We start from the raw sequence: 17,243 nt of genomic DNA, 5'->3' as shown, positions 1-17,243 counted from the left end.
TGTCTAGGAGTCTAGAGCGTGAAAGCGGACGGCATCGACACCGGAGACGCGGCGCACCTGTCCTCTGGCCTCCAGGGTACGCAAGTGGGCCGCGGCCTCGCCGGCCGCCATGCCCTTCAGCGGCGGGGCCAGCTCGGCCCACGGCCTGTTCCACGTCATCATCGCGGCGACCTCCCAGATGGTCAGCGGTTGCGGCCGCTGGACCAGGAGGGCGCGCAGCCGTTCGAGCTTCTCCTCGTGATGGTGGCGGATCTGGGCGGCCCGCGCGGCCACATCAGGAAATATCCACTCATGGGCGGGGAGGGCGTCGAGAGGGCCGAGGTCGCCCACGCGGTCCAGCGAGTCCAGGAAGTCGCCCAGCGGATCGATGTCGTCGCGATCGTAGGGATAGATGCCGACGTGCGGGGTGATGTCGGGCAGGACGTGGTCGCCGGTGAACAGCCGGTCGGCGTCCTCCAGGTGCAGGCAGATGTGGCCGGGGGTGTGACCGGGGGTGTGCACGGCACGCAGCTTGCGCCCCGGCAGGTCCACCAGGTCGCCGTCACGCAGCTCCCGGTCCGGCAGCGCGGGCGGGGCCGGCCGCTCGCCCATGGCCTGCCTGGCCTCGCCCGGATCGGCCCCCGCCCGCCTGAGCATGTCGCTCTGGAAAGCCGCATGCTCGCCGTCGGCGAACTCGTGCATCAGCCTGACCAGCGCCGCGTCGTGCTCGTGCATGGCGATCCAGGCGCCGGACGCCTGCCTGACCCGCCCCGCCAGCCCGGCGTGGTCGGGATGGAAATGGGTGACGACCACCCCGCTCACCGCGCCCACGTCCAGCCCCAGCGCGGCCAGCCCGCCGCTGAGCGCCTCCCAGGCGTCCGGATGGTTCCAGCCGGCGTCGACCAGCACCGGGCCGCGCGGCGACTCGACGGCGTAGACGAGCGTGTAGCCCAGCGGGTTGCCGGGTATCGGCACGGGCACGCTGAACACCCCGCCGCCGAGCTCCTGCGGGCGCTGCTCTGCGTACGGCCTGCGCCTGGACTTCATCTGCTCCCCGATCGAGAAAAGTGCATATGTGCTCCGAGCGCCGAGAATGGCGGTCAGATACCTGATCAGCCGATGCGTTCGAGAATGGTCGCCGTGGACAGGGCGCCGCCCGCGCACATGGTGATCAGCGCGGTCGCCGAGTCCGACCGCTCCAGCTCGTGCAGCGCGGTGGTGATCAGCCGCGCGCCCGTGGCGCCCACGGGGTGGCCGAGCGCGATGGCGCCGCCGTTGACGTTCACCCGGTCGAGGTCGGGCTCATGCACGCTCGCCCAGGACAGCACGACCGAGGCGAACGCCTCGTTCACCTCGAACCTGTCGATGTCGCCGATCGTCATCCCGGCCGTCTCCAGCACGCGCGCCGTGGCCTGCACGGGCCCGTCCAGGTGGTAGTACGGCTCCGCCCCGACCAGCGCCTGCGCCAGGATCCTGGCCCTGGGCCGCAGCCCGTGCCGCCGCGCCGCCTGCTCGCTGGTCACCAGCACGGCCGCCGCTCCGTCGGAGATCTGCGAGGAGGTGCCGGCCGTGTGCAGCCCGCCCTCGGCGACCGGCTTGAGCCCGCCCAGGCCCGCCACCGTCGTCTCGCGCAGCCCCTGGTCCCTGCGGACCTCGCCGACGGGCACGATCTCGCGCTCGAACCGCCCGTCGGCCCACGCCTTGCCGGCCAGGTGCTGCGAGCGCGCCCCGAACCAGTCGAGCCGCTCGCGCGTGAGCCCGCGTCGTCGCGCGATGCGCTCGGCGGCGGTGAACTGGTCGGGCAGGTCGATGCTCCAGTCGTCGGGCCTGGGCTGCGCGGGGCGCACGTTGCTGCCCAGCGGCGCCCGGCTCATCACCTCGACCCCGCATCCGATGCCGGCCTCGATCACGCCGGCGCCGATCAGCGCCGCCGCCAGGTGCACCGCCTGCTGGGAGGAGCCGCACTGGGCGTCGACCGTGGTGACGCCCGTCTGGTAGGGCAGCCCGGCATACAGCCACGCGTGCCGGCCGACGTGACCGCCCTGCTCGCCGGCCTGGGTCACGCAGCCGGCGAACACCTGCTCCACCGCCCCTGGATCGAGGCCCGAACGCGCGACGAGCCCGTTCAGCGCTGTGGCCAGAACCTGTTGCGGTTTGAGCTCCGACAACCATCCCGCCCGCTTGCCGATGGGCGTGCGAACGGCCTCGACTATTACCGGTGTGCCCATGGCCGCCTCCAGAACGACGCTCTGGCGCGACTGTAACGCGTTCTACTTTGTTTCGGAACCCTCCCACTTGGCCGGCAGCCCGAACGTCTCGAACAGCGACTGCTCGAAGAACATGCCGACGTGGCCGATCCGCTCGCCCGAGAACGTCAGCACCGCGATCGCGAACTGCTCGTACACCTCGCCCCGGCGGTAGTAGAGGGCGAAGGCCGGCTGGCCGTTGGCGGCGACGGGCACCAGCTTGAGATCGCCCGCCTTCTCCGCCGGGCACTGGGTCCTGGTCAGCTCCGCGATCGTCTCGGGGCCCTGATACCAGCCGACGAACGGCGGCATCTCCCACACCGCGTCCTTGGTGAACAGGTCGACCAGGCCGTCGACGTCATAGCTCTCGAACGCCGCCACGTAGCGGTCGAGCAGGGCCCGCTGCTCCTGCGTCAGCGGCTCCACCGGGTCGTCGAGGCTCGGCGACACCTCGCTGAGCTGCGCCCTGGCCCGCTGCAGGATGCTGTTGACCGCCGCCACGGAGGTGCCGACGGCCTCGGCCACCTCTGCGGCCTTCCACTTGAGCACGTCGCGCAGGATGAGCACGGCCCGCTGGCGGGGCGGCAGGTGCTGCAGCGCGGCGATCAGCGCGAGCCTGATGCTCTCGCGCGAGGTCACGATGGAGGCGGGGTCGTCGCCGCCGACGCCCGCCAGCGCGTCGGGCACGGGCTCCAGCCACGGCACCTCGTTGTCCTGCACCAGCGGCGCGCTCGCCTCCAGGCTCGGCGCGCCCAGCCCGGTCGGCAGGGGGCGCTTGGCGCGGTTGTCGAGCGCGGTCAGGCAGGTGGTGGTGGCGATGCGGTAGAGCCAGGTGCGCAGGGAGGAGCGCCCCTCGAAGTTCTCGTAGCCGCGCCACGCGCGTAGGTAGGTCTCCTGCACGAGGTCCTCGGCGTCGTGCACCGAACCCATCATGCGGTAGCAGTGGGCCAGCAGCTCGCGCCGCATGGGGTCAGCCAGCCGGAGGAAATCCTCGTTCGTCGGCTTGTCGGTCATGCCCCCTGTATAGCCTCCGCCACCGACAGAAAGCCGAACCCCGGCCAAGAAGGCTCAAAACTTAGCCCTTGCGCTAACCATGGCTGCCGGAAATACTTAGCCGCATGGCACAGTATTCGGCGGAGCTGGACGGCGTCTTCGTCGCCCTCGCCGACCCGACCAGGCGCGCCGTGGTCCGCCGCCTCGGCCTCGGGCCCACCAGCGTCGGCGAGCTCGCTCGCGAGTTCCCGATGACGCTCCCCTCGTTCATGAAGCACGTGCGGACACTGGAGTCGAACGGGCTCATCCGCACGGTGAAGTCCGGCCGGGTACGCACGTGCGTGCTCAACCGCGAGCGCCTCGCCCTCGTCGACGACTGGCTCGCGGAACAGCGCCGGATCTGGGAGGAGCGCACCGACCGCCTCGAACAGTTCGTCACCGGCCCGGAGGAGAGCAGCCCATGAACCCCGATCTCGACCTCGTCCTGGAGCGGATCATCCGCGCCCCCCGCGCCACCGTCTGGTCGGCCTGGACCGACCCGGCCAAGCTGGCGCAGTGGTGGGTCCCCGCCCCGTCCCGCTGCCGGGTGGACCGGCTGGAGGTGCGGCCCGGCGGCGCGTTCGTGACGCGGCTCAGCGACGACGGGGCCGTCTACGCCCCGAACCTGGACGCCTGCTTCCTCCTCGTGGAGGAGCTCGAACGCCTCGTGTTCACCAACGCGGTGACCAGTGACTGGCGGCCGGCCATCCCGGAGCCGGTCGCCATGACCGCCACCGTCACCCTGACCGACCACCCCGACGGCACCGGCTACCGGGTCCTCGTCAAGCACGGCGACCCCGAGTCCCGCGCCCGGCACGAGAAGCTGGGCTTCGCCGAGGGCTGGGGCATGGTCACCGGCCAGCTCGCCGCCGTCGCGGAGGGCCTGGCCGCCCGATGAGGATCACGCTCACCGAGTTCGTCACGCTCGACGGGGTCAGCCAGGGCCCCGGCTCACCGGACGAGGACCCCGGCGAGGGCTTCACCCGGGGCGGCTGGCTCGTGCCGCACCTCGACGAGACGTTCGTCCGGCGCACCTCCGGCTGGCTCGACCTGGCCGACGGCCTGCTGTTCGGGCGGCGCACCTACGAGGCGTTCGCGCGCGACTGGCCGAGGATCACCGACCCGGCCGACCCGTACGCCCGGCGGATGAACACGCTGCCCAAGTACGTCGTGTCGGACACCCTCACCGAGGGGGCCTGGCACCCCACGACCGTGCTCAAGGGCGACCCGGTGGAAACGGTCGCCGAGCTGCGGTCGCGCCCTGGACGCGAGCTGCAGATCCACGGCAGCGCCCGCCTGGGCGACACGCTGCTGGCGGCGGGCCTGATCGACGCCCTCCGCCTGGTGGTCGCCCCCACGGTGCTGCGCGCCGGCCGCCGCCTGCTCGCCGGCCAGGGCCCGGCGTCGGGCCTGCGCCTGATGCACCACGAGGCGACGCCGAACGGGCTGCTGCTCCTGGAGTACGAGCCGGTGGGCCGGGCGTCGATGGGCACGTACGAGGGCGTCGGCGCCTTCGTCTGACGGCGGGGCGGGCGCCGCTCACATGCCGGAGAGCAGCCGGGCGGCGGCGGTCTCGATCCGGCGCTGGATCTGGTCGTAGGTGCGGCGGCCGCGCAGCATCTCCAGCAGCTCCTGCACCCACACGCTGGACAGCGACCCCGCCAGGTCGAGTTGCTCCTCGCTGGCCTCCTCAAGCGTCAGCCCGTCGGCCGAGACGCGCAGCAGCAGGCCGGTCATGCGGTCGCCGAACGGGGTCTGCACCTCCGCCAGGATCAGCGACCTGATCAGCGCGTCGGCCAGCTCCGGCTCGCGCATGAGCCCCCGGGTGGCCCGCATCAGCACGTCGACCGCCCGGCTGGACGGGGTGGCGGCCCCCGGCGGGCGGCGCTCGATGCTGCTCTCCAGCAGGTCGATCTCCTCGCCGACGACGGCCACGACGAGGTCCATCTTGGAGGGGAAGTACCGATACAGCGTGCCGAGCGCCACGCCCGCGCGCTCGGCCACCGTGCGCATCTGCATGGCCTCGACCCCGCCGCGCGAGGCCAGCGCGGCGGCGGCCTGGACGATGCGCTTGCGGCGTTGGTGCTGGCTGCGGGTGCGGACACTGTGCCCGCCCGGCGCGGGGTGGCTGTCCAAAGGTCCCTCGGTCTCGCTCGGGGGCGCGGTGGTGGGGGGCTGCGTCGTCCGCATAAGAACACGTTATCTGATTTCTTGGGGACGCGGCTTGTTACTAGCGGGTCACAAACTAGCCGTATAGGCCCATGTCTCCGGCGTTACACGGATATATCGCGGTTTATCGCCAAAGATTGCTGCTGGACAGCTATTAGAATCTGTTCTAGTTTGCGATTTGGCTTACCTAGCGCTTGCTGGAGGAGCGATGACCGCGGACACGCTCGCCTCCCTGCTGCTCGCCCGGGCCGAGGACGACCGGCCCGGGGTCGTGTTCGAGGGCGGGGTGTGCTCGTGGCGCGAGCACGTCGCCGCGTGCCTCGCCGCCGGGGCCCGGCTGTCGGCGCTGGGAGCGGGGACGCATGCCGGGGTGCTCAGCGAGAACGTGCCCGAGCTGGTCTCCCTGATCGGCGGTGCGGCGCTGGCCGGGCATGTGGTCGTGGCGCTGAACCCCACCAGGTCGGTGGACGAGCTGATCCGCGACGCCCGCGCCACCGACGTGGACGTGGTCCTGGCCGACGCGCCCTACGGCGGGATCGCGCAGGCCCTGTCGGAGGCGCTGGGCGTCCCGGCGCTGCCGCTCGCCCCTGAAGAGCACGCACCCGCGGCTGCCGCGTCCGTGGCCACCGTGCGGCAGGTGGAGCCGGCTCCGGGTGACCTGGTGATGCTGATCTTCACCTCCGGCACGTCAGGCCGCCCCCGCGCCGTACGGATCACGCAGCGCAAGCTGGCCGTGCCAGGGGTGAGCCTGGCGGCCCTGCTCACCCCCGAGGACGCCGTCTACTGCTCGATGCCCCTGTTCCACTCCGGCGCGCTGATGGCCTCCTACGCCCCGGCCGTCGCCTCCGGGGCGGCGCTGGTGCTGCGGCGGCGCTTCTCCGCCTCGGGCCTGCTGCCCGACATCAGGCGATACGGCTGTACGTACCTGCACTACGTCGGCAAGGCGCTCTCCTACGCCCTGGCCACCCCCGAACAGCCGGACGACGCCGACAACCCTCTGAGGATCGCGTTCGGGAACGAGGGCAGCGCGGTGGCCGTCAGGAGGTTCGGGGAGCGGTTCGGCTGCGTGGTCATCGACGCCTTCGGCTCCACGGAGACCGCCATCTCGCTCACCCCCGACCCCGCCGGGCCGCCCGGTTGCCTCGGCCGCCTGCCCGAGGGCGTGCGGATACTCGACCCGTTCACCGGCCGGCCCTGCCCGACCGCCCGGATCGAGGACGGCCGCCTGCTCAACCCGGACGAGGCCATCGGCGAGCTGGTCAACACGGCCGGGCTCGGGCTGTTCGAGGGCTACTACAACGACCCGGACGCGGACGCCGAGCGGATCAGGGACGGCGCGTTCTGGTCCGGCGACCTGGCCTACGCCGACGCCGGCGGCTACGTCTTCTTCGCCGGGCGGGGCACCGAGCGGCTGCGCGTGGACGGTGAGAACCTCGCGGTCGCGCCCATCGAGGCGGCGCTGCGCGAGTTCGGCGGGGTGGTGGAGGCGGCGGTGTACCCGGTGCCCGATCCGGCGGCCGGCGACCAGGTCATGGCGGCGCTCGTGCTGGAGGGCGCCTTCGACCCGGGCGCGTTCACCGCGTTCCTGGCCGCGCGCCGCGACCTCGGCGTCAAGGCCGTGCCGCGCTTCGTCCGCGTCTGCCGGGAGTTGCCCCAGACGGCCTCGCACAAGGTCATCAAGCGGCACCTCGCCAGGGACGGCTGGCGCACCGCCGACCCGGTGTGGGTGCGCGGCCCCGATGGGCTGCGGCTGCTGACGGAGGCGGATGCGAAGGGGATCGAGGAGGAGTTCGTACGGCACGGCAGGCAACACCTTTTGGAGACGTAGTGGATTTCAACCTGGACGAGACCCAGCAGGATCTGAAGAAGCTGGCCGCCGAGGTCCTCGCCAAGGAAGGCGACAAGGACGCGGCCGAGGAGCGGCTGTGGCAGGCCGGGCTGATGGGCGTGTGCGTGCCGGAGGAGGCGGGCGGCGCCGGGCTCGGGCCGGTCGAGCTGGCCGTGGTGCTGCGTGAGGTGGGTGCGCGGGCGGCCACGGTGCCCGCGTTGCCGACCCTGGCCGCCACGTTGCTCCTGGCCCGCCACGGCACCCCCGACCAGCAGCGCCGCCACGCGGACAAGGACACGGGCCGCCTCACGCTCGCCCTGCGCGAGCCCGGCCGCGCCCTCACCGGCCCGCCCGCCACCACCGCCACGCCGGACGCCCGGCACGCGGGAGACCCGGGGTGGAGCCTGACCGGGAGGAAGGTCTCGGTGCCGTACCCGGGAGGCGCCGCGCTGGTCACCGCCGACACGGGCCTGTTCCTGGTGGCGGACCCGGTGACGGCGGCCGAGTTCACCTCCACCGGCGAGCCCGCCGCCACGATCGTGCTCGACGGCACCCCGGCGGAGCGGGTGGCGGGCCCGGAGGCGGTCGCGGACGCGCGGCGGATCTTCACGGCGGCCGTGGCGGCGCAGGCGAGCGGCGTCCTGGCCGGCGCGCTGGAGCTGACGACCGCCTACATCAAGCAGCGCAGGCAGTTCGGCCGGGCGCTGGCCGAGTTCCAGGCCGTGACGATGCAGATCGCCGACGTCTACATCGCCGCCAGGGCGCTGGACGTGGCGATGTGGTCGGCGCTGTGGCGGCTGGGCGAGGGGCTGCCGGCCGAGGAGGACCTGGCGCTGGCCGCCTACCACGTCAGCGGGGCCTACCAGGCCCTCTACACCTGCCAGCACCTGCACGGCGGCCTCGGCCTCGACGTCACCTACCCGCTGCACCGCTACTTCGCCCAGGCCAGGCACCTGTCCCAGCTGCTCGGCGGCGCCGACGCCCAGCTCGACCTGATCGGAGCGCTCGTCTGATGCTCATCGACCTCACCCCCGAGCAGCGCAGGCTCCGCGACGAGCTGCGCGAGTACTTCCACGGCTGCCTGACCGCCGAGGACCGCGCCAAGATCGCCGCGGACCCGTTCGGCGGGGCGTACATGGAGCACTGCCGCCGCCTCGGCCGCGACGGCAAGCTCGGCCTCGGCTGGCCCAAGGAGTACGGCGGCAGCGGCTACGGCCCCCTGGAGCAGCAGATCTTCGCCAACGAGATCGCCCGCGCCGGGGTGCCGTACCCGATCATCACGGTGCAGACCGTGGGGCCGACGATCATGCAGTACGGGACGGAGAAGCAGAAGGAGCACTTCCTGCCGCGCATCCTCGCGGGCGAGTGCCACTTCGCGATCGGCTACAGCGAGCCGGAGGCGGGCACCGACCTGGCCTCGCTGCGCACGACGGCGGTGCTCGACGGCGACCACTACGTCGTCAACGGCCAGAAGATCTTCACCAGCGGCGCGCACTACGCCCAGTACATCTGGCTCGCCGCCCGCACGAACCCCGCGGCCAAGAAGCACAAGGGCATCACCATGATGATCGCCGCCACGGACGACCCCGGCTTCTCGTGGACCCCGATCGTGACCATGGACGGCCGCCACCACACCAACGCCACGTACTACTCCGACGTGCGCGTGCCGGCGGACATGGTGGTCGGCGAGGTGGACAGGGGCTGGGACCTGATCGTGAACCAGCTCAACCACGAGCGCGTCACGCTCGGCCCCGCCGGGAACCTCGGCCAGACCTACGACCGCTTCCGCGCCTGGGCCCGCCGCACCGGCCTGGACGCCGAGCCCGACGTGCGGCGCGCGCTGGCGCGGGTGTGGGCGGCCTTCCGGACGAACGAGCTGCTCAACTGGCAGGTCGCGGCGAACATGGACCTCGGCTGGCTGGGCGCTCCCGACGCCTCGGCCACCAAGATCTACGGCTCGGAGCGCATGCAGGAGATCGGCAGGATCGTCGGGGACATCCTGGCCAGGTACGGCGACCCGTCGGACCCGGAGACGGCCGAGCTGCTCGAACGCCTGGATCACGGGGTCAAGGGGGCGGTGGTGCTGACGTTCGGCGGCGGGGTGAACGAGGTGCAGCGCGAGCTGATCGCCATGCTCGGCCTGAGCCTGCCGAGGCCGCCGCGATGAGCGGGCGCGCCATGACGGAGGAGGAGCTGCACGAGCTGGCGGGCAAGCAGGTGGCGCTGGGCGAGGTGCGCGGCGCCCCGGCCGCCGACCCCGTGAACGTCCCCATGATCAGGCACTGGCTGACCGCCATGGGCGACGAGAACCCGCGCTACCTGGAGCAGGGCCTGGCCCCGCCCGCGATGGCCCAGGTGTGGACCATGCCCGGCCTGCGCAGGGGCCCCAGGGAGCGCTCGCCGGTGGACGACATGATGGCCGCGCTCGACGGCAGCGGCTACACGGGCGTGGTGGCGACCAACTGCGAGCAGACCTACCACCGTTACGTGCGCGTCGGCGAGCGGCTCACGCCCGCCACGCGGTTCTCCGGCCTGGCGGGCCCGAAGCGGACGGCGCTGGGCGTCGGGTACTTCGCCACGTGGAACATCACCTGGTACACCGAGGACGACGAGCCGGTCGCCGACATGATGTTCCGGGTGCTGAAGTTCCGCCCACCGGAGAGGAAGGCCACCGAGCCGTATCCCCTCCAGCCCGCCGTCAACCAGGACACCGCGTTCTTCTGGGAGGGCGTGACCAAGGGCGAGCTGCGCGTCCAGTCGTGCGCCGACTGCGGCGAGCTGCGTCACCCGCCGGGCCCGCTGTGCCCGCGCTGCCGCTCCACCGAGCGCGCGTACCGGCTCGCCGCCGGCACGGGCACCCTGTTCAGCTACGTCGTGCACCACTACCCGCCCGTGCCGGGCAGGCAGGCCCCGTTCGTGGTGGGGGTGGTGGAGCTGCCGGAAGGCGTACGGATCGTGGGCAACGTCGTGGACTGCCCCGTCGAGGAAGTGAGGATAGGCATGCCGCTGCGCGTGACGTACCGGCGGATGGACGACCGGCTGGTGCTGCCCATGTGGGCCCCGGCATGATCGGGACCGCGCTGCCGGAGCTGTCGATCGACCTCACGCCCACCGTGGTGGTCGCCACGGCCCTGGCCACCATGGACTACACCCCGGTGCACCACGACACGGCGCTGGCCCGTGCCCAGGGCTCGACGGACATCTTCCTGAACATCCTGACCACCATGGGCCTGGTCGAGCGCTACGTCACCGACTGGGCGGGCCCCGCCGCGGTGATCAGGAGCATCGACGTCAAGCTCGGCGTCCCGGCGTACGCGGGTGACCGTCTGACCTTCAGCGGCACGGTCGTGGCGGGCGAGGGCGACCGGCTCACCGTCGAGGTGCGCGGCCGGGTCAGCCTGGGCGAGCACGCGACCGGCACCGTCACGCTGGAGGGGCCGTGAGCACGGCCATCGCCGGCATCGGCGCCACCGAGTTCAGCAAGGAGTCGGGGCGCTCGGAGCTGCGGCTCGCCGCCGAGGCCGTGCTGGCGGCGCTGGACGACGCCGGCCTGTCGCCCGCCGACGTGGACGGCCTGGTCACCTACAGCCAGGACGCCAACCAGGAGATCGCCGTCGCCAGGGAGACGGGCATCGGCGAGCTGACCTTCTTCTCCCGCGTCGAGTACGGCGGCGGCGCGGCCTGCGGCACCGTCGCGCACGCCGCCATGGCGGTGGCCACCGGCGCGGCCCGCACGGTCGTCTGCTACCGGGCGTTCAACGAGCGCTCGGGCCGCCGCTTCGGCCGGCCGAACGCGGGGCTCACCGGGCAGCCCAGCTCCCAGGGGCTGGAGATGAGCTGGCACGTGCCGTACGGGCTGATGACGCCGGCGGCGTGGGTGGCCATGTTCGCGCGCCGCTACATGCACGTCTACGACGCCACCTCGGAGGACTTCGGCCGCGTGGCGGTGGCCATGCGCAGGCACGCCGCCACCAATCCGGCCGCGTGGTTCCACGGGCGGCCGATCACGCTGGAGGAGCACCAGGCGTCCCGGTGGATCGTGGAGCCGCTGCACCTGCTCGACTGCTGCCAGGAGAGCGACGGGGCGGTCGCGCTCGTCGTGACCTCCACCGAACGCGCCCGCGACCTGCGGCGCTCCCCGGCCGTCATCGCCGCAGCGGCTCAGGGCGCGGGTGCCGGGCAGCTGATGATGACCAGTTACTACCGCGACGACCTGACCGGGCTGCCGGAGATGTCCGTCGTCGGCCGCCGCCTCTGGGAGCTCTCCGGCCTGTCACCGGCCGACATCCAGACGGCCATCCTGTACGACCACTTCACCCCGTTCGTCCTGACGCAACTGGAGGAGCTGGGCTTCTGCGGGCGCGGCGAGGCGCCCGGGTTCCTCGCCGACGGCGGCATCGAGCTGGACGGGCGCCTCCCGGTCAACCCGCACGGAGGACAGCTCGGAGAGGCCTACATCCACGGCATGAACGGCATCGCCGAGGCCGTCCGCCAGATCAGGGGCACCGCCGTCAACCAGCTCCCGAACGTCGGCAACGTCCTCGTGACCGCCGGCACCGGCGTGCCGACCAGCGGTCTCATCCTGTCGGCCGACTAGCGCACCGGCCCCCCTCGGCGCCTGGCGAGGGGGGCCGGAGCAGGTCACGTCACATCCACCCGCTTTCATGGGTCACAGCAATGACGCGGGTCGAAGAAGGAATGTGACGGATGAGCGACAACGAGGTGCTGAGCGGCCTCTTCGAGGAGCAGCGCGGCCGGCTCAGGGCGGTGGCGTACCGAATGCTCGGGTCGGTGAGCGAGGCCGACGACGCGGTGCAGGAGGCGTGGCTGCGGCTCGACCGCACCGACACCAGCGACGTGCAGAACCTGGGCGCCTGGCTCACCACGGTGGTGTCGCGCGTCTGCCTGAACATGTTGCGCTCCCGCGAGCACCGCCGCGAGGACCCGCTGGAGGAGCGCATGCCCGAGCCGATCGTGAGCCCGGCGGACGGCGTCGATCCCGAGCAGGAGGCGCTCCTGGCCGACTCGGTGGGGCTGGCGCTGCTGGTGGTGCTGCAGCAGCTGGAGCCGACGGAGCGGCTGGCGTTCGTGCTGCACGACCTGTTCGCCGTGCCGTTCGACGAGATCTCCACGATCATCGATCGCTCGCCCGCCGCCACCAGGCAGCTCGCCAGCCGGGCCCGCCGCCGGGTGCGCGGCGCCGCGCCGTCGCCCGACCAGGACCTGGCGCGGCAGCGGGAGGTGGTGGACGCCTTCATGGCGGCGGCCCGCGACGGCGACTTCGACACGCTCGTCTCGCTCCTGCACCCCGACGTCGTGCTGCGCACCGACGTGGGGCCCGCGGCGGCCCGGGGCTGGAACGAGCTGCGCGGCGCGCTCACCGTCGGGCAGCAGGCGCTCATGTTCCGCCGGATGGCGCCGTTCGCCCGCCCGGTGCTGGTCAACGGCGTGGCCGGGTCGCTCGTGGTGCTGGACGGGAAGACGAGCGCGGTCGGCGCCTTCACCATCGCCGACGGCAAGATCCTGACGCTGGACATCCTCGGCGACCCCGCCCGCCTGACCGGCCTCGACGTGGCCGCCCTCACCGGCCGGGCCTGAACGCGCCCCGGGTGGCGGGCGGAAGTGCCCCGCCCGCCACCCCGGCGGTCGTCACGGGTCGACGAAGACCGGCATGGAGAAGAACACGATCATCGCGATCGCCACGCAGAGCAGGAACCCGACGACCTCCCACACCCAGTCGTAGTGCCGGTCCTTGCGGCGGCGCACCTTCTGGGGGCGTCCGGTCTCCGGGCGCCGCTTGGGGGCGGGCCTGGCCCGCACGGGCCGGGGCGCCAGGACGGAGGAGCTCTCCTTGCGCGGTGCGGGGTCGTCCTGCCGGGGCCTGTCCAGCGGTTTCTCAAGAGGCTTCGTCAGCGGCCTCGCCAGCGGCCGGCCGAGCGAGCCCGCCTGCTCCGCGCCGTCCTCGCGCGGTTGCGGCAGCCGGTACACCGGCTCGGCCGCCTTGGACGGCTTGGCGGGCTTGGTACGCGGCTTGAACAGCGGGGCCGCCGGGCCGCGTACCGGCTCCTCCGCGCGGGACGGCAGGCGCGCGGGCGCGGCCGGCGGCCGGCGGAACTCCTGCGGCGCCGGTCGCGGCTCCAGCAGCGGCGCCCGCCGGCGCTCGGCGGCGGGGTCGCGGGGCGGCGGGAGCGGCTGGGCGGGGCCGTCGTGCAGGAGCACGTCGCCGGTCATGTACGGGTCCGGCGCGTCCTTGGGCAGGATCACGTCACCCGTCGCGAACGGCTCGGCGGCCATGGGGTCGGGGGCGGCCATGAAGAACGGGCGCTCCCGGGGCAGCCCGGACGCCGGCCCGGCGACCCACCGGTCCCCGGCGTACGGCGGGGCCTCCCGCAGGGGCCGCGCCGACCCCAGCGGATCCCGCAACGGCGGCCCCGGGTCCAGGACGTCCCTCGGCGGCGTCATCGGGTCGCGCAGCTTGGGCATCGGCGCCGTGGTCGCCTCGTGCACGGGCGTGTGCGACGGCGACGGCGGCGAGAGCAGCTCCGCCGGGAAGATCACTGTGCTGGTGGCCGGATCGGCCTCGGCCAGAGGCTGCGGCCAGACGGGCGGGCTCGGCCAGCGGGGCTTGACGAACAGCGGCGCGGGCGTCGCCGTACGGGAGCCGGCGAAGTGGATCCGCAGCGCTCCCGGCGGCAGCGGCCACGGCAGGCGGCCGAGCACGTCACGCAGCGGCGCGACCCCGAGCGCGCCGTAGATGTCGGCCACCGGCTTGGGCACGCGGACGCCGGTGGAGGCCAGCGCCGTGCCCAGCGCCTGCCTGAAGCGGTGTCCCGCCCCCACCGCCAGCTCCTCGGCGGTGTCGGGCGCGACGTCGAGCACCCAGGCGAGCTCCTGCTTGCTCAGCCCGCACACCGCGCACAGCACGAGCACCTCGCGCTGGTGCGGGCGCAGCTCGCGCAGGGAGCGCTCGACGAGCGCGGTGGCCGGGTCGATGAGCGGGTCCACGGCGGGCGGGGCGTAGACGACGTCGCGCCGGTGGATCTCGCGGCGGGCGAACGCGTAGAGCGCGGCGCGGGGCGGCGTGGTGGCGGGGACGCCGCTGAGCACGGCCACCAGGACGTCGGAGGCCGAGCCGAGGTCACCGAGCTGGTCGGCGCAGTACGCGAACAGCCCGGCGGCATGGAGGTCGTAGAGCTCTGCGATCAGTTCTGCGCGCTGGCGCTGATCGGTGAGCGACTGAGACACGGGGCCGGTTCCTCTTGCTGGATGCGGACGCTTGGGGTGAGGGGCGCGTCAGGAGTTGTGAGCTGATGCGTCAGGAATGGTGAGGGTAATCATGCCAACACACCGTGGTCCGGCGCACTACCAGATGCGAGATTTCCTACGAATCTCCCAGCTCAAGTGAAACGCTTAAGGAAAACCCGAGGGGACAGGCCGGTACGAGCCGCCGTAGTCTGTGGGTTCAGCAGATCATGCGGCGGTCGTGGCACGGGGGCTGCGGCGCTGCCGCCGGAGGCCCCGAAGCGAGAGTTCGCGCGTGATCACATTCGAGTCTGTCACCAAACGTTATCCGGACGGAACGGTCGCCGTGGACGACCTCAGCCTTGAGGCGCCCACGGGTGAGATCACCGTGTTCGTCGGCCCGTCGGGATGCGGGAAGACGACCTCCCTGCGCATGATCAACCGGATGATCGACGCCACGGAGGGCCGCATCCTCCTCGACGGGCAGCCGGTGCAGGGCATCGACCCGCCGGCCCTGCGGCGCGGCATCGGGTACGTCATCCAGCAGGCCGGCCTCTTCCCGCACCGCAAGATCGTCGACAACGTCGCCACCGTCCCCTACCTGCTGGGCTGGGACAGGAAGAAGGCCCGCGCCACGGCCATGGAGCTGCTGGAGCGCGTCGGCCTCGACCCCGCGCTGGCCGGCCGCTACCCGTTCCAGCTCTCCGGCGGCCAGCAGCAGCGCGTCGGCGTGGCCAGGGCACTGGCCGCCGACCCGCCCGTGCTGCTCATGGACGAGCCGTTCAGCGCCGTCGACCCCATCGTCCGCACCAGCCTCCAGGACGAGCTGCTGCGGCTGCAGAGCGAGCTGAACAAGACGATCGTGTTCGTCACCCACGACATCGACGAGGCCATCAAGCTCGGCGACCGGGTGGCGGTGCTGCGCGTGGGCGGCAAGCTGGCCCAGCTCGCCGACCCCAAGACGCTGCTGTCGGAGCCGGCCGACGACTTCGTGCGCGAGTTCCTCGGGCAGGACAGGGGGATCAGGCGGCTGCGCTTCATCTCCACGGCCGGGCTGCGGCTGCGTACCGACCTGACCGTGCCCGAGGGGTTCGAGGGCGGCACGGCCGAGCCGTGGCTGCTGGTCGTGGACGCCGACGGCCGGCCGCTGGGCTGGCGGTCGAGCGACCGGCCGGGCGAGCTGGAGCCCGCCGGCACCTACGAGCACGGGCGCGACAGCATGCGCTCCGCGCTCGACGCGGCGCTGCTGTCGCCGTCCGGCTGCGCGGTGGCCGTGGACGAGCGGGGCAGGGCCGTCGGCGTGGTCACCCGGCAGGCGCTGGACCAGGCGCTCGCGGAGGCCGCGGATGGGTGACGGGCCGCCCTCCCTCTGGGAGTGGACCGCGCGCAACTGGGACACCGGCCGCGCCGACAGCATCAGGAACCTGCTGACCGACCACCTCACCATGTCGGTGGTGCCGATCGTGCTCGCGCTGCTCCTGGCGCTCCCGCTCGGCCTGGCCTCCGTGCGCTGGCGCTGGCTCTACCAGCCCACCGCGGGGCTGATGAACGTCGTGTACGCGCTGCCGTCGCTGCCGGTCTTCATGCTGCTGATCTCGGTCACCGGGCTGTCGCAGACCACGGTGATCATCCCGCTGACGTTCTACGGCATGGCCGTGCTGATCCCGGCCGTGGTCGACGGGCTGAACTCGGTGCCCGACCACGTGCGCCAGTCGGCCGTGGCGATGGGCTTCACGCCGCTGCGCCGTCTGCTGCAGGTCGAGTTGCCGATCGCGGTGCCGGTGGTGCTGGCGGGGATGCGGGTCGTCGCGGTCTCCAGCATCAGCCTGGTCAGCGTCGGGGCGCTGATCGGGCAGGGCGGCCTCGGCGGGCTGTTCACCCGGGCGTACCAGAACCCGTTCATGCCGCCGGTGATCGTCGGCATCGTGCTCATCGTGCTGCTGGCGCTGATCGCCGACGGGCTGCTGGTCCTGGCGCAGCGGCTGCTCACGCCCTGGGTGCGCGCGAGGCAGGGGCAGGCGTCATGAACTGGCTGACCTCGTTCTTCGGCTGGCTGGGCGAGTTCTTCGGCACCGCCGCGAACTGGTCGGGGCCAGGCGGCATCCCCGCGCGCCTGCTGGAGCACCTGGAGTTCTCGGCGCTGGCCCTGGTGCTGGCCGTGCTGATCGCCGTGCCGCTGGGCCTGGCGATCGGGCACACCGGGCGGGGCGGGCTGCTCGTCGTCGTGTCCGCGAACCTGGCCAGGGCGCTGCCCACGCTGGGCCTGCTGGTGATGTTCGTGCTGCTGCTGGGCACCGCGTCGATCTGGCCGGTGATCATCCCGCTGGTGCTGCTGTCGGTGCCGCCGATCCTGGTCAACACGTTCGAGGGGATCAAGGGGGTCGATCCCGAGCTGCGCGACGCCGCGTACGGGATGGGGCTGCGCGGCGGGCAGGTGCTCGGGCGGGTGCTCGTGCCGGTGGCGCTGCCGCTGATCCTGCTCGGCTGCCGGTTGTCGGCCATCCAGGTGGTGGCCACCACCACGGTCGCCGCCTACACCGGGCTCGGTGGTCTCGGGCGGTACGTGATCGACGGTTTCGCGACCAAGGATTACGCGAGCGTGGTCGGCGGTTCTGTACTGATTGTGCTGTTCGCGCTCGTGGTGCAGGTCCTGTTCGCGCTCCTCCAGAGAGTGACGGTCTCTCCGGGTGTGAGCCAGCGACTGAAGGTTCGATAGTCTCCTGTATTACCTCCCGCTTTAGAAGGGA

General features: G+C 72.5%; 18 protein-coding genes. 13 read left to right on the top strand and 5 right to left on the bottom strand.

The features are described from left to right. Positions 1–3: 3 nt before the first annotated feature. The 3 genes from LCN96_RS48490 to LCN96_RS48480 all read right to left on the bottom strand — a co-directional run bounded on the left by LCN96_RS48490 (position 4) and on the right by LCN96_RS48480 (position 3,239). A complete protein-coding gene (locus LCN96_RS48490) occupies positions 4–1,026 on the bottom strand; it encodes an MBL fold metallo-hydrolase (protein ID WP_225269161.1) in 1,023 nt (340 codons plus the stop codon). A gap of 65 nt (positions 1,027–1,091) precedes the next feature. Then, a complete protein-coding gene (locus LCN96_RS48485; RefSeq protein WP_225269160.1) occupies positions 1,092–2,207 on the bottom strand; it encodes a steroid 3-ketoacyl-CoA thiolase in 1,116 nt (371 codons plus the stop codon). 42 nt (positions 2,208–2,249) lie between these two features. Then, positions 2,250–3,239 carry a sigma-70 family RNA polymerase sigma factor gene (locus LCN96_RS48480; protein WP_225269159.1) on the bottom strand — a complete coding sequence of 330 codons (990 nt, stop codon included), beginning with the start codon at positions 3,237–3,239 and terminating at the stop codon, positions 2,250–2,252. Between the two features lie 104 nt (positions 3,240–3,343). On the opposite strand from LCN96_RS48480, the gene LCN96_RS48475 reads away from it, so the two are divergent. Genes LCN96_RS48475 through LCN96_RS48465 form a run of 3 tightly spaced genes read left to right on the top strand, consistent with a single transcriptional unit; the run spans position 3,344 to position 4,778 of the window. Further along, positions 3,344–3,682: an ArsR/SmtB family transcription factor gene (locus LCN96_RS48475; protein WP_225269158.1), complete on the top strand. Its 339-nt coding sequence runs from the start codon at positions 3,344–3,346 to the stop codon at positions 3,680–3,682. Further along, on the top strand, positions 3,679–4,155 hold the full coding sequence (locus LCN96_RS48470; protein WP_225269157.1) for an SRPBCC domain-containing protein: 477 nt from the start codon (positions 3,679–3,681) through the stop codon (positions 4,153–4,155). Before LCN96_RS48475 ends, LCN96_RS48470 begins: the two co-directional genes overlap by 4 nt. Then, positions 4,152–4,778, top strand: a complete 627-nt coding sequence (locus LCN96_RS48465; protein WP_225269156.1) for a dihydrofolate reductase family protein — start codon at positions 4,152–4,154, stop codon at positions 4,776–4,778. Before LCN96_RS48470 ends, LCN96_RS48465 begins: the two co-directional genes overlap by 4 nt. An 18-nt stretch (positions 4,779–4,796) precedes the next feature. Here LCN96_RS48465 and LCN96_RS48460 read toward each other — a convergent pair whose 3' ends face one another. Continuing rightward, positions 4,797–5,447: a TetR family transcriptional regulator gene (locus LCN96_RS48460; RefSeq protein ID WP_225269155.1), complete on the bottom strand. Its 651-nt coding sequence runs from the start codon at positions 5,445–5,447 to the stop codon at positions 4,797–4,799. A gap of 187 nt (positions 5,448–5,634) precedes the next feature. On the opposite strand from LCN96_RS48460, the gene LCN96_RS48455 reads away from it, so the two are divergent. The 7 genes from LCN96_RS48455 to sigJ all read left to right on the top strand — a co-directional run bounded on the left by LCN96_RS48455 (position 5,635) and on the right by sigJ (position 12,852). Next, a complete protein-coding gene (locus LCN96_RS48455) occupies positions 5,635–7,254 on the top strand; it encodes an AMP-binding protein (RefSeq protein ID WP_225269154.1) in 1,620 nt (539 codons plus the stop codon). Next, the gene (locus tag LCN96_RS48450) at positions 7,254–8,267 is read left to right on the top strand and encodes an acyl-CoA dehydrogenase family protein (RefSeq protein WP_225269153.1); all 1,014 of its coding nucleotides are present in this window, start codon (positions 7,254–7,256) and stop codon (positions 8,265–8,267) included. Before LCN96_RS48455 ends, LCN96_RS48450 begins: the two co-directional genes overlap by 1 nt. Next, the gene (locus tag LCN96_RS48445; protein ID WP_225269152.1) at positions 8,267–9,421 is read left to right on the top strand and encodes an acyl-CoA dehydrogenase family protein; all 1,155 of its coding nucleotides are present in this window, start codon (positions 8,267–8,269) and stop codon (positions 9,419–9,421) included. Before LCN96_RS48450 ends, LCN96_RS48445 begins: the two co-directional genes overlap by 1 nt. Further along, entirely contained in the window at positions 9,418–10,323 is a 906-nt protein-coding gene (locus LCN96_RS48440) for a bifunctional MaoC family dehydratase N-terminal/OB-fold nucleic acid binding domain-containing protein (RefSeq protein ID WP_225269151.1), read from the top strand. The genes LCN96_RS48445 and LCN96_RS48440 overlap by 4 nt, the downstream gene beginning before the upstream one ends. Further along, positions 10,320–10,697: a MaoC/PaaZ C-terminal domain-containing protein gene (locus LCN96_RS48435; protein ID WP_225269150.1), complete on the top strand. Its 378-nt coding sequence runs from the start codon at positions 10,320–10,322 to the stop codon at positions 10,695–10,697. The genes LCN96_RS48440 and LCN96_RS48435 overlap by 4 nt, the downstream gene beginning before the upstream one ends. After that, positions 10,694–11,851 (top strand): lipid-transfer protein, encoded by a 1,158-nt coding sequence (locus tag LCN96_RS48430; RefSeq protein WP_225269149.1) that lies wholly within the window; start codon positions 10,694–10,696, stop codon positions 11,849–11,851. The genes LCN96_RS48435 and LCN96_RS48430 overlap by 4 nt, the downstream gene beginning before the upstream one ends. A 110-nt stretch (positions 11,852–11,961) precedes the next feature. Then, positions 11,962–12,852 (top strand): RNA polymerase sigma factor SigJ, encoded by an 891-nt coding sequence (sigJ, locus tag LCN96_RS48425; RefSeq protein WP_225269148.1) that lies wholly within the window; start codon positions 11,962–11,964, stop codon positions 12,850–12,852. A 51-nt stretch (positions 12,853–12,903) separates the two neighbouring features. Here sigJ and LCN96_RS48420 read toward each other — a convergent pair whose 3' ends face one another. Continuing rightward, positions 12,904–14,499 (bottom strand): RNA polymerase sigma factor, encoded by a 1,596-nt coding sequence (locus tag LCN96_RS48420; RefSeq protein WP_225269147.1) that lies wholly within the window; start codon positions 14,497–14,499, stop codon positions 12,904–12,906. Positions 14,500–14,791: 292 nt separating this feature from the next. Between LCN96_RS48420 and LCN96_RS48415 the strand changes: the two genes are divergently transcribed. Genes LCN96_RS48415 through LCN96_RS48405 form a run of 3 tightly spaced genes read left to right on the top strand, consistent with a single transcriptional unit; the run spans position 14,792 to position 17,212 of the window. Beyond that, positions 14,792–15,850 carry an ABC transporter ATP-binding protein gene (locus LCN96_RS48415; RefSeq protein ID WP_225269146.1) on the top strand — a complete coding sequence of 353 codons (1,059 nt, stop codon included), beginning with the start codon at positions 14,792–14,794 and terminating at the stop codon, positions 15,848–15,850. Further along, the gene (locus tag LCN96_RS48410) at positions 15,843–16,523 is read left to right on the top strand and encodes an ABC transporter permease (protein ID WP_225269145.1); all 681 of its coding nucleotides are present in this window, start codon (positions 15,843–15,845) and stop codon (positions 16,521–16,523) included. The genes LCN96_RS48415 and LCN96_RS48410 overlap by 8 nt, the downstream gene beginning before the upstream one ends. After that, positions 16,520–17,212, top strand: a complete 693-nt coding sequence (locus tag LCN96_RS48405; protein WP_225269144.1) for an ABC transporter permease — start codon at positions 16,520–16,522, stop codon at positions 17,210–17,212. The genes LCN96_RS48410 and LCN96_RS48405 overlap by 4 nt, the downstream gene beginning before the upstream one ends. Positions 17,213–17,243 lie beyond the last annotated feature (31 nt).

It is taken from the genome of Nonomuraea gerenzanensis, from assembly GCF_020215645.1.
GTDB classification, from domain to species: domain Bacteria; phylum Actinomycetota; class Actinomycetes; order Streptosporangiales; family Streptosporangiaceae; genus Nonomuraea; species Nonomuraea gerenzanensis.
This window is presented reverse-complemented; position numbering and strand designations above follow the sequence as displayed.

Bases quoted from the DNA above. Each gene is read 5' to 3' on its own strand.
- LCN96_RS48485 (WP_225269160.1), bottom strand. From the start codon at position 2,207: ATGGGCACACCGGTAATAGTCGAGGCCGTTCGCACGCCCATCGGCAAG.
- LCN96_RS48435 (WP_225269150.1), top strand. From the start codon at position 10,320: ATGATCGGGACCGCGCTGCCGGAGCTGTCGATCGACCTCACGCCCACC.
- LCN96_RS48490 (WP_225269161.1), bottom strand. From the start codon at position 1,026: ATGAAGTCCAGGCGCAGGCCGTACGCAGAGCAGCGCCCGCAGGAGCTC.
- LCN96_RS48405 (WP_225269144.1), top strand. From the start codon at position 16,520: ATGAACTGGCTGACCTCGTTCTTCGGCTGGCTGGGCGAGTTCTTCGGC.
- LCN96_RS48470 (WP_225269157.1), top strand. From the start codon at position 3,679: ATGAACCCCGATCTCGACCTCGTCCTGGAGCGGATCATCCGCGCCCCC.
- sigJ (WP_225269148.1), top strand. From the start codon at position 11,962: ATGAGCGACAACGAGGTGCTGAGCGGCCTCTTCGAGGAGCAGCGCGGC.
- LCN96_RS48460 (WP_225269155.1), bottom strand. From the start codon at position 5,447: ATGCGGACGACGCAGCCCCCCACCACCGCGCCCCCGAGCGAGACCGAG.
- LCN96_RS48480 (WP_225269159.1), bottom strand. From the start codon at position 3,239: ATGACCGACAAGCCGACGAACGAGGATTTCCTCCGGCTGGCTGACCCC.
- LCN96_RS48445 (WP_225269152.1), top strand. From the start codon at position 8,267: ATGCTCATCGACCTCACCCCCGAGCAGCGCAGGCTCCGCGACGAGCTG.
- LCN96_RS48465 (WP_225269156.1), top strand. From the start codon at position 4,152: ATGAGGATCACGCTCACCGAGTTCGTCACGCTCGACGGGGTCAGCCAG.
- LCN96_RS48410 (WP_225269145.1), top strand. From the start codon at position 15,843: ATGGGTGACGGGCCGCCCTCCCTCTGGGAGTGGACCGCGCGCAACTGG.
- LCN96_RS48475 (WP_225269158.1), top strand. From the start codon at position 3,344: ATGGCACAGTATTCGGCGGAGCTGGACGGCGTCTTCGTCGCCCTCGCC.
- LCN96_RS48455 (WP_225269154.1), top strand. From the start codon at position 5,635: ATGACCGCGGACACGCTCGCCTCCCTGCTGCTCGCCCGGGCCGAGGAC.
- LCN96_RS48440 (WP_225269151.1), top strand. From the start codon at position 9,418: ATGAGCGGGCGCGCCATGACGGAGGAGGAGCTGCACGAGCTGGCGGGC.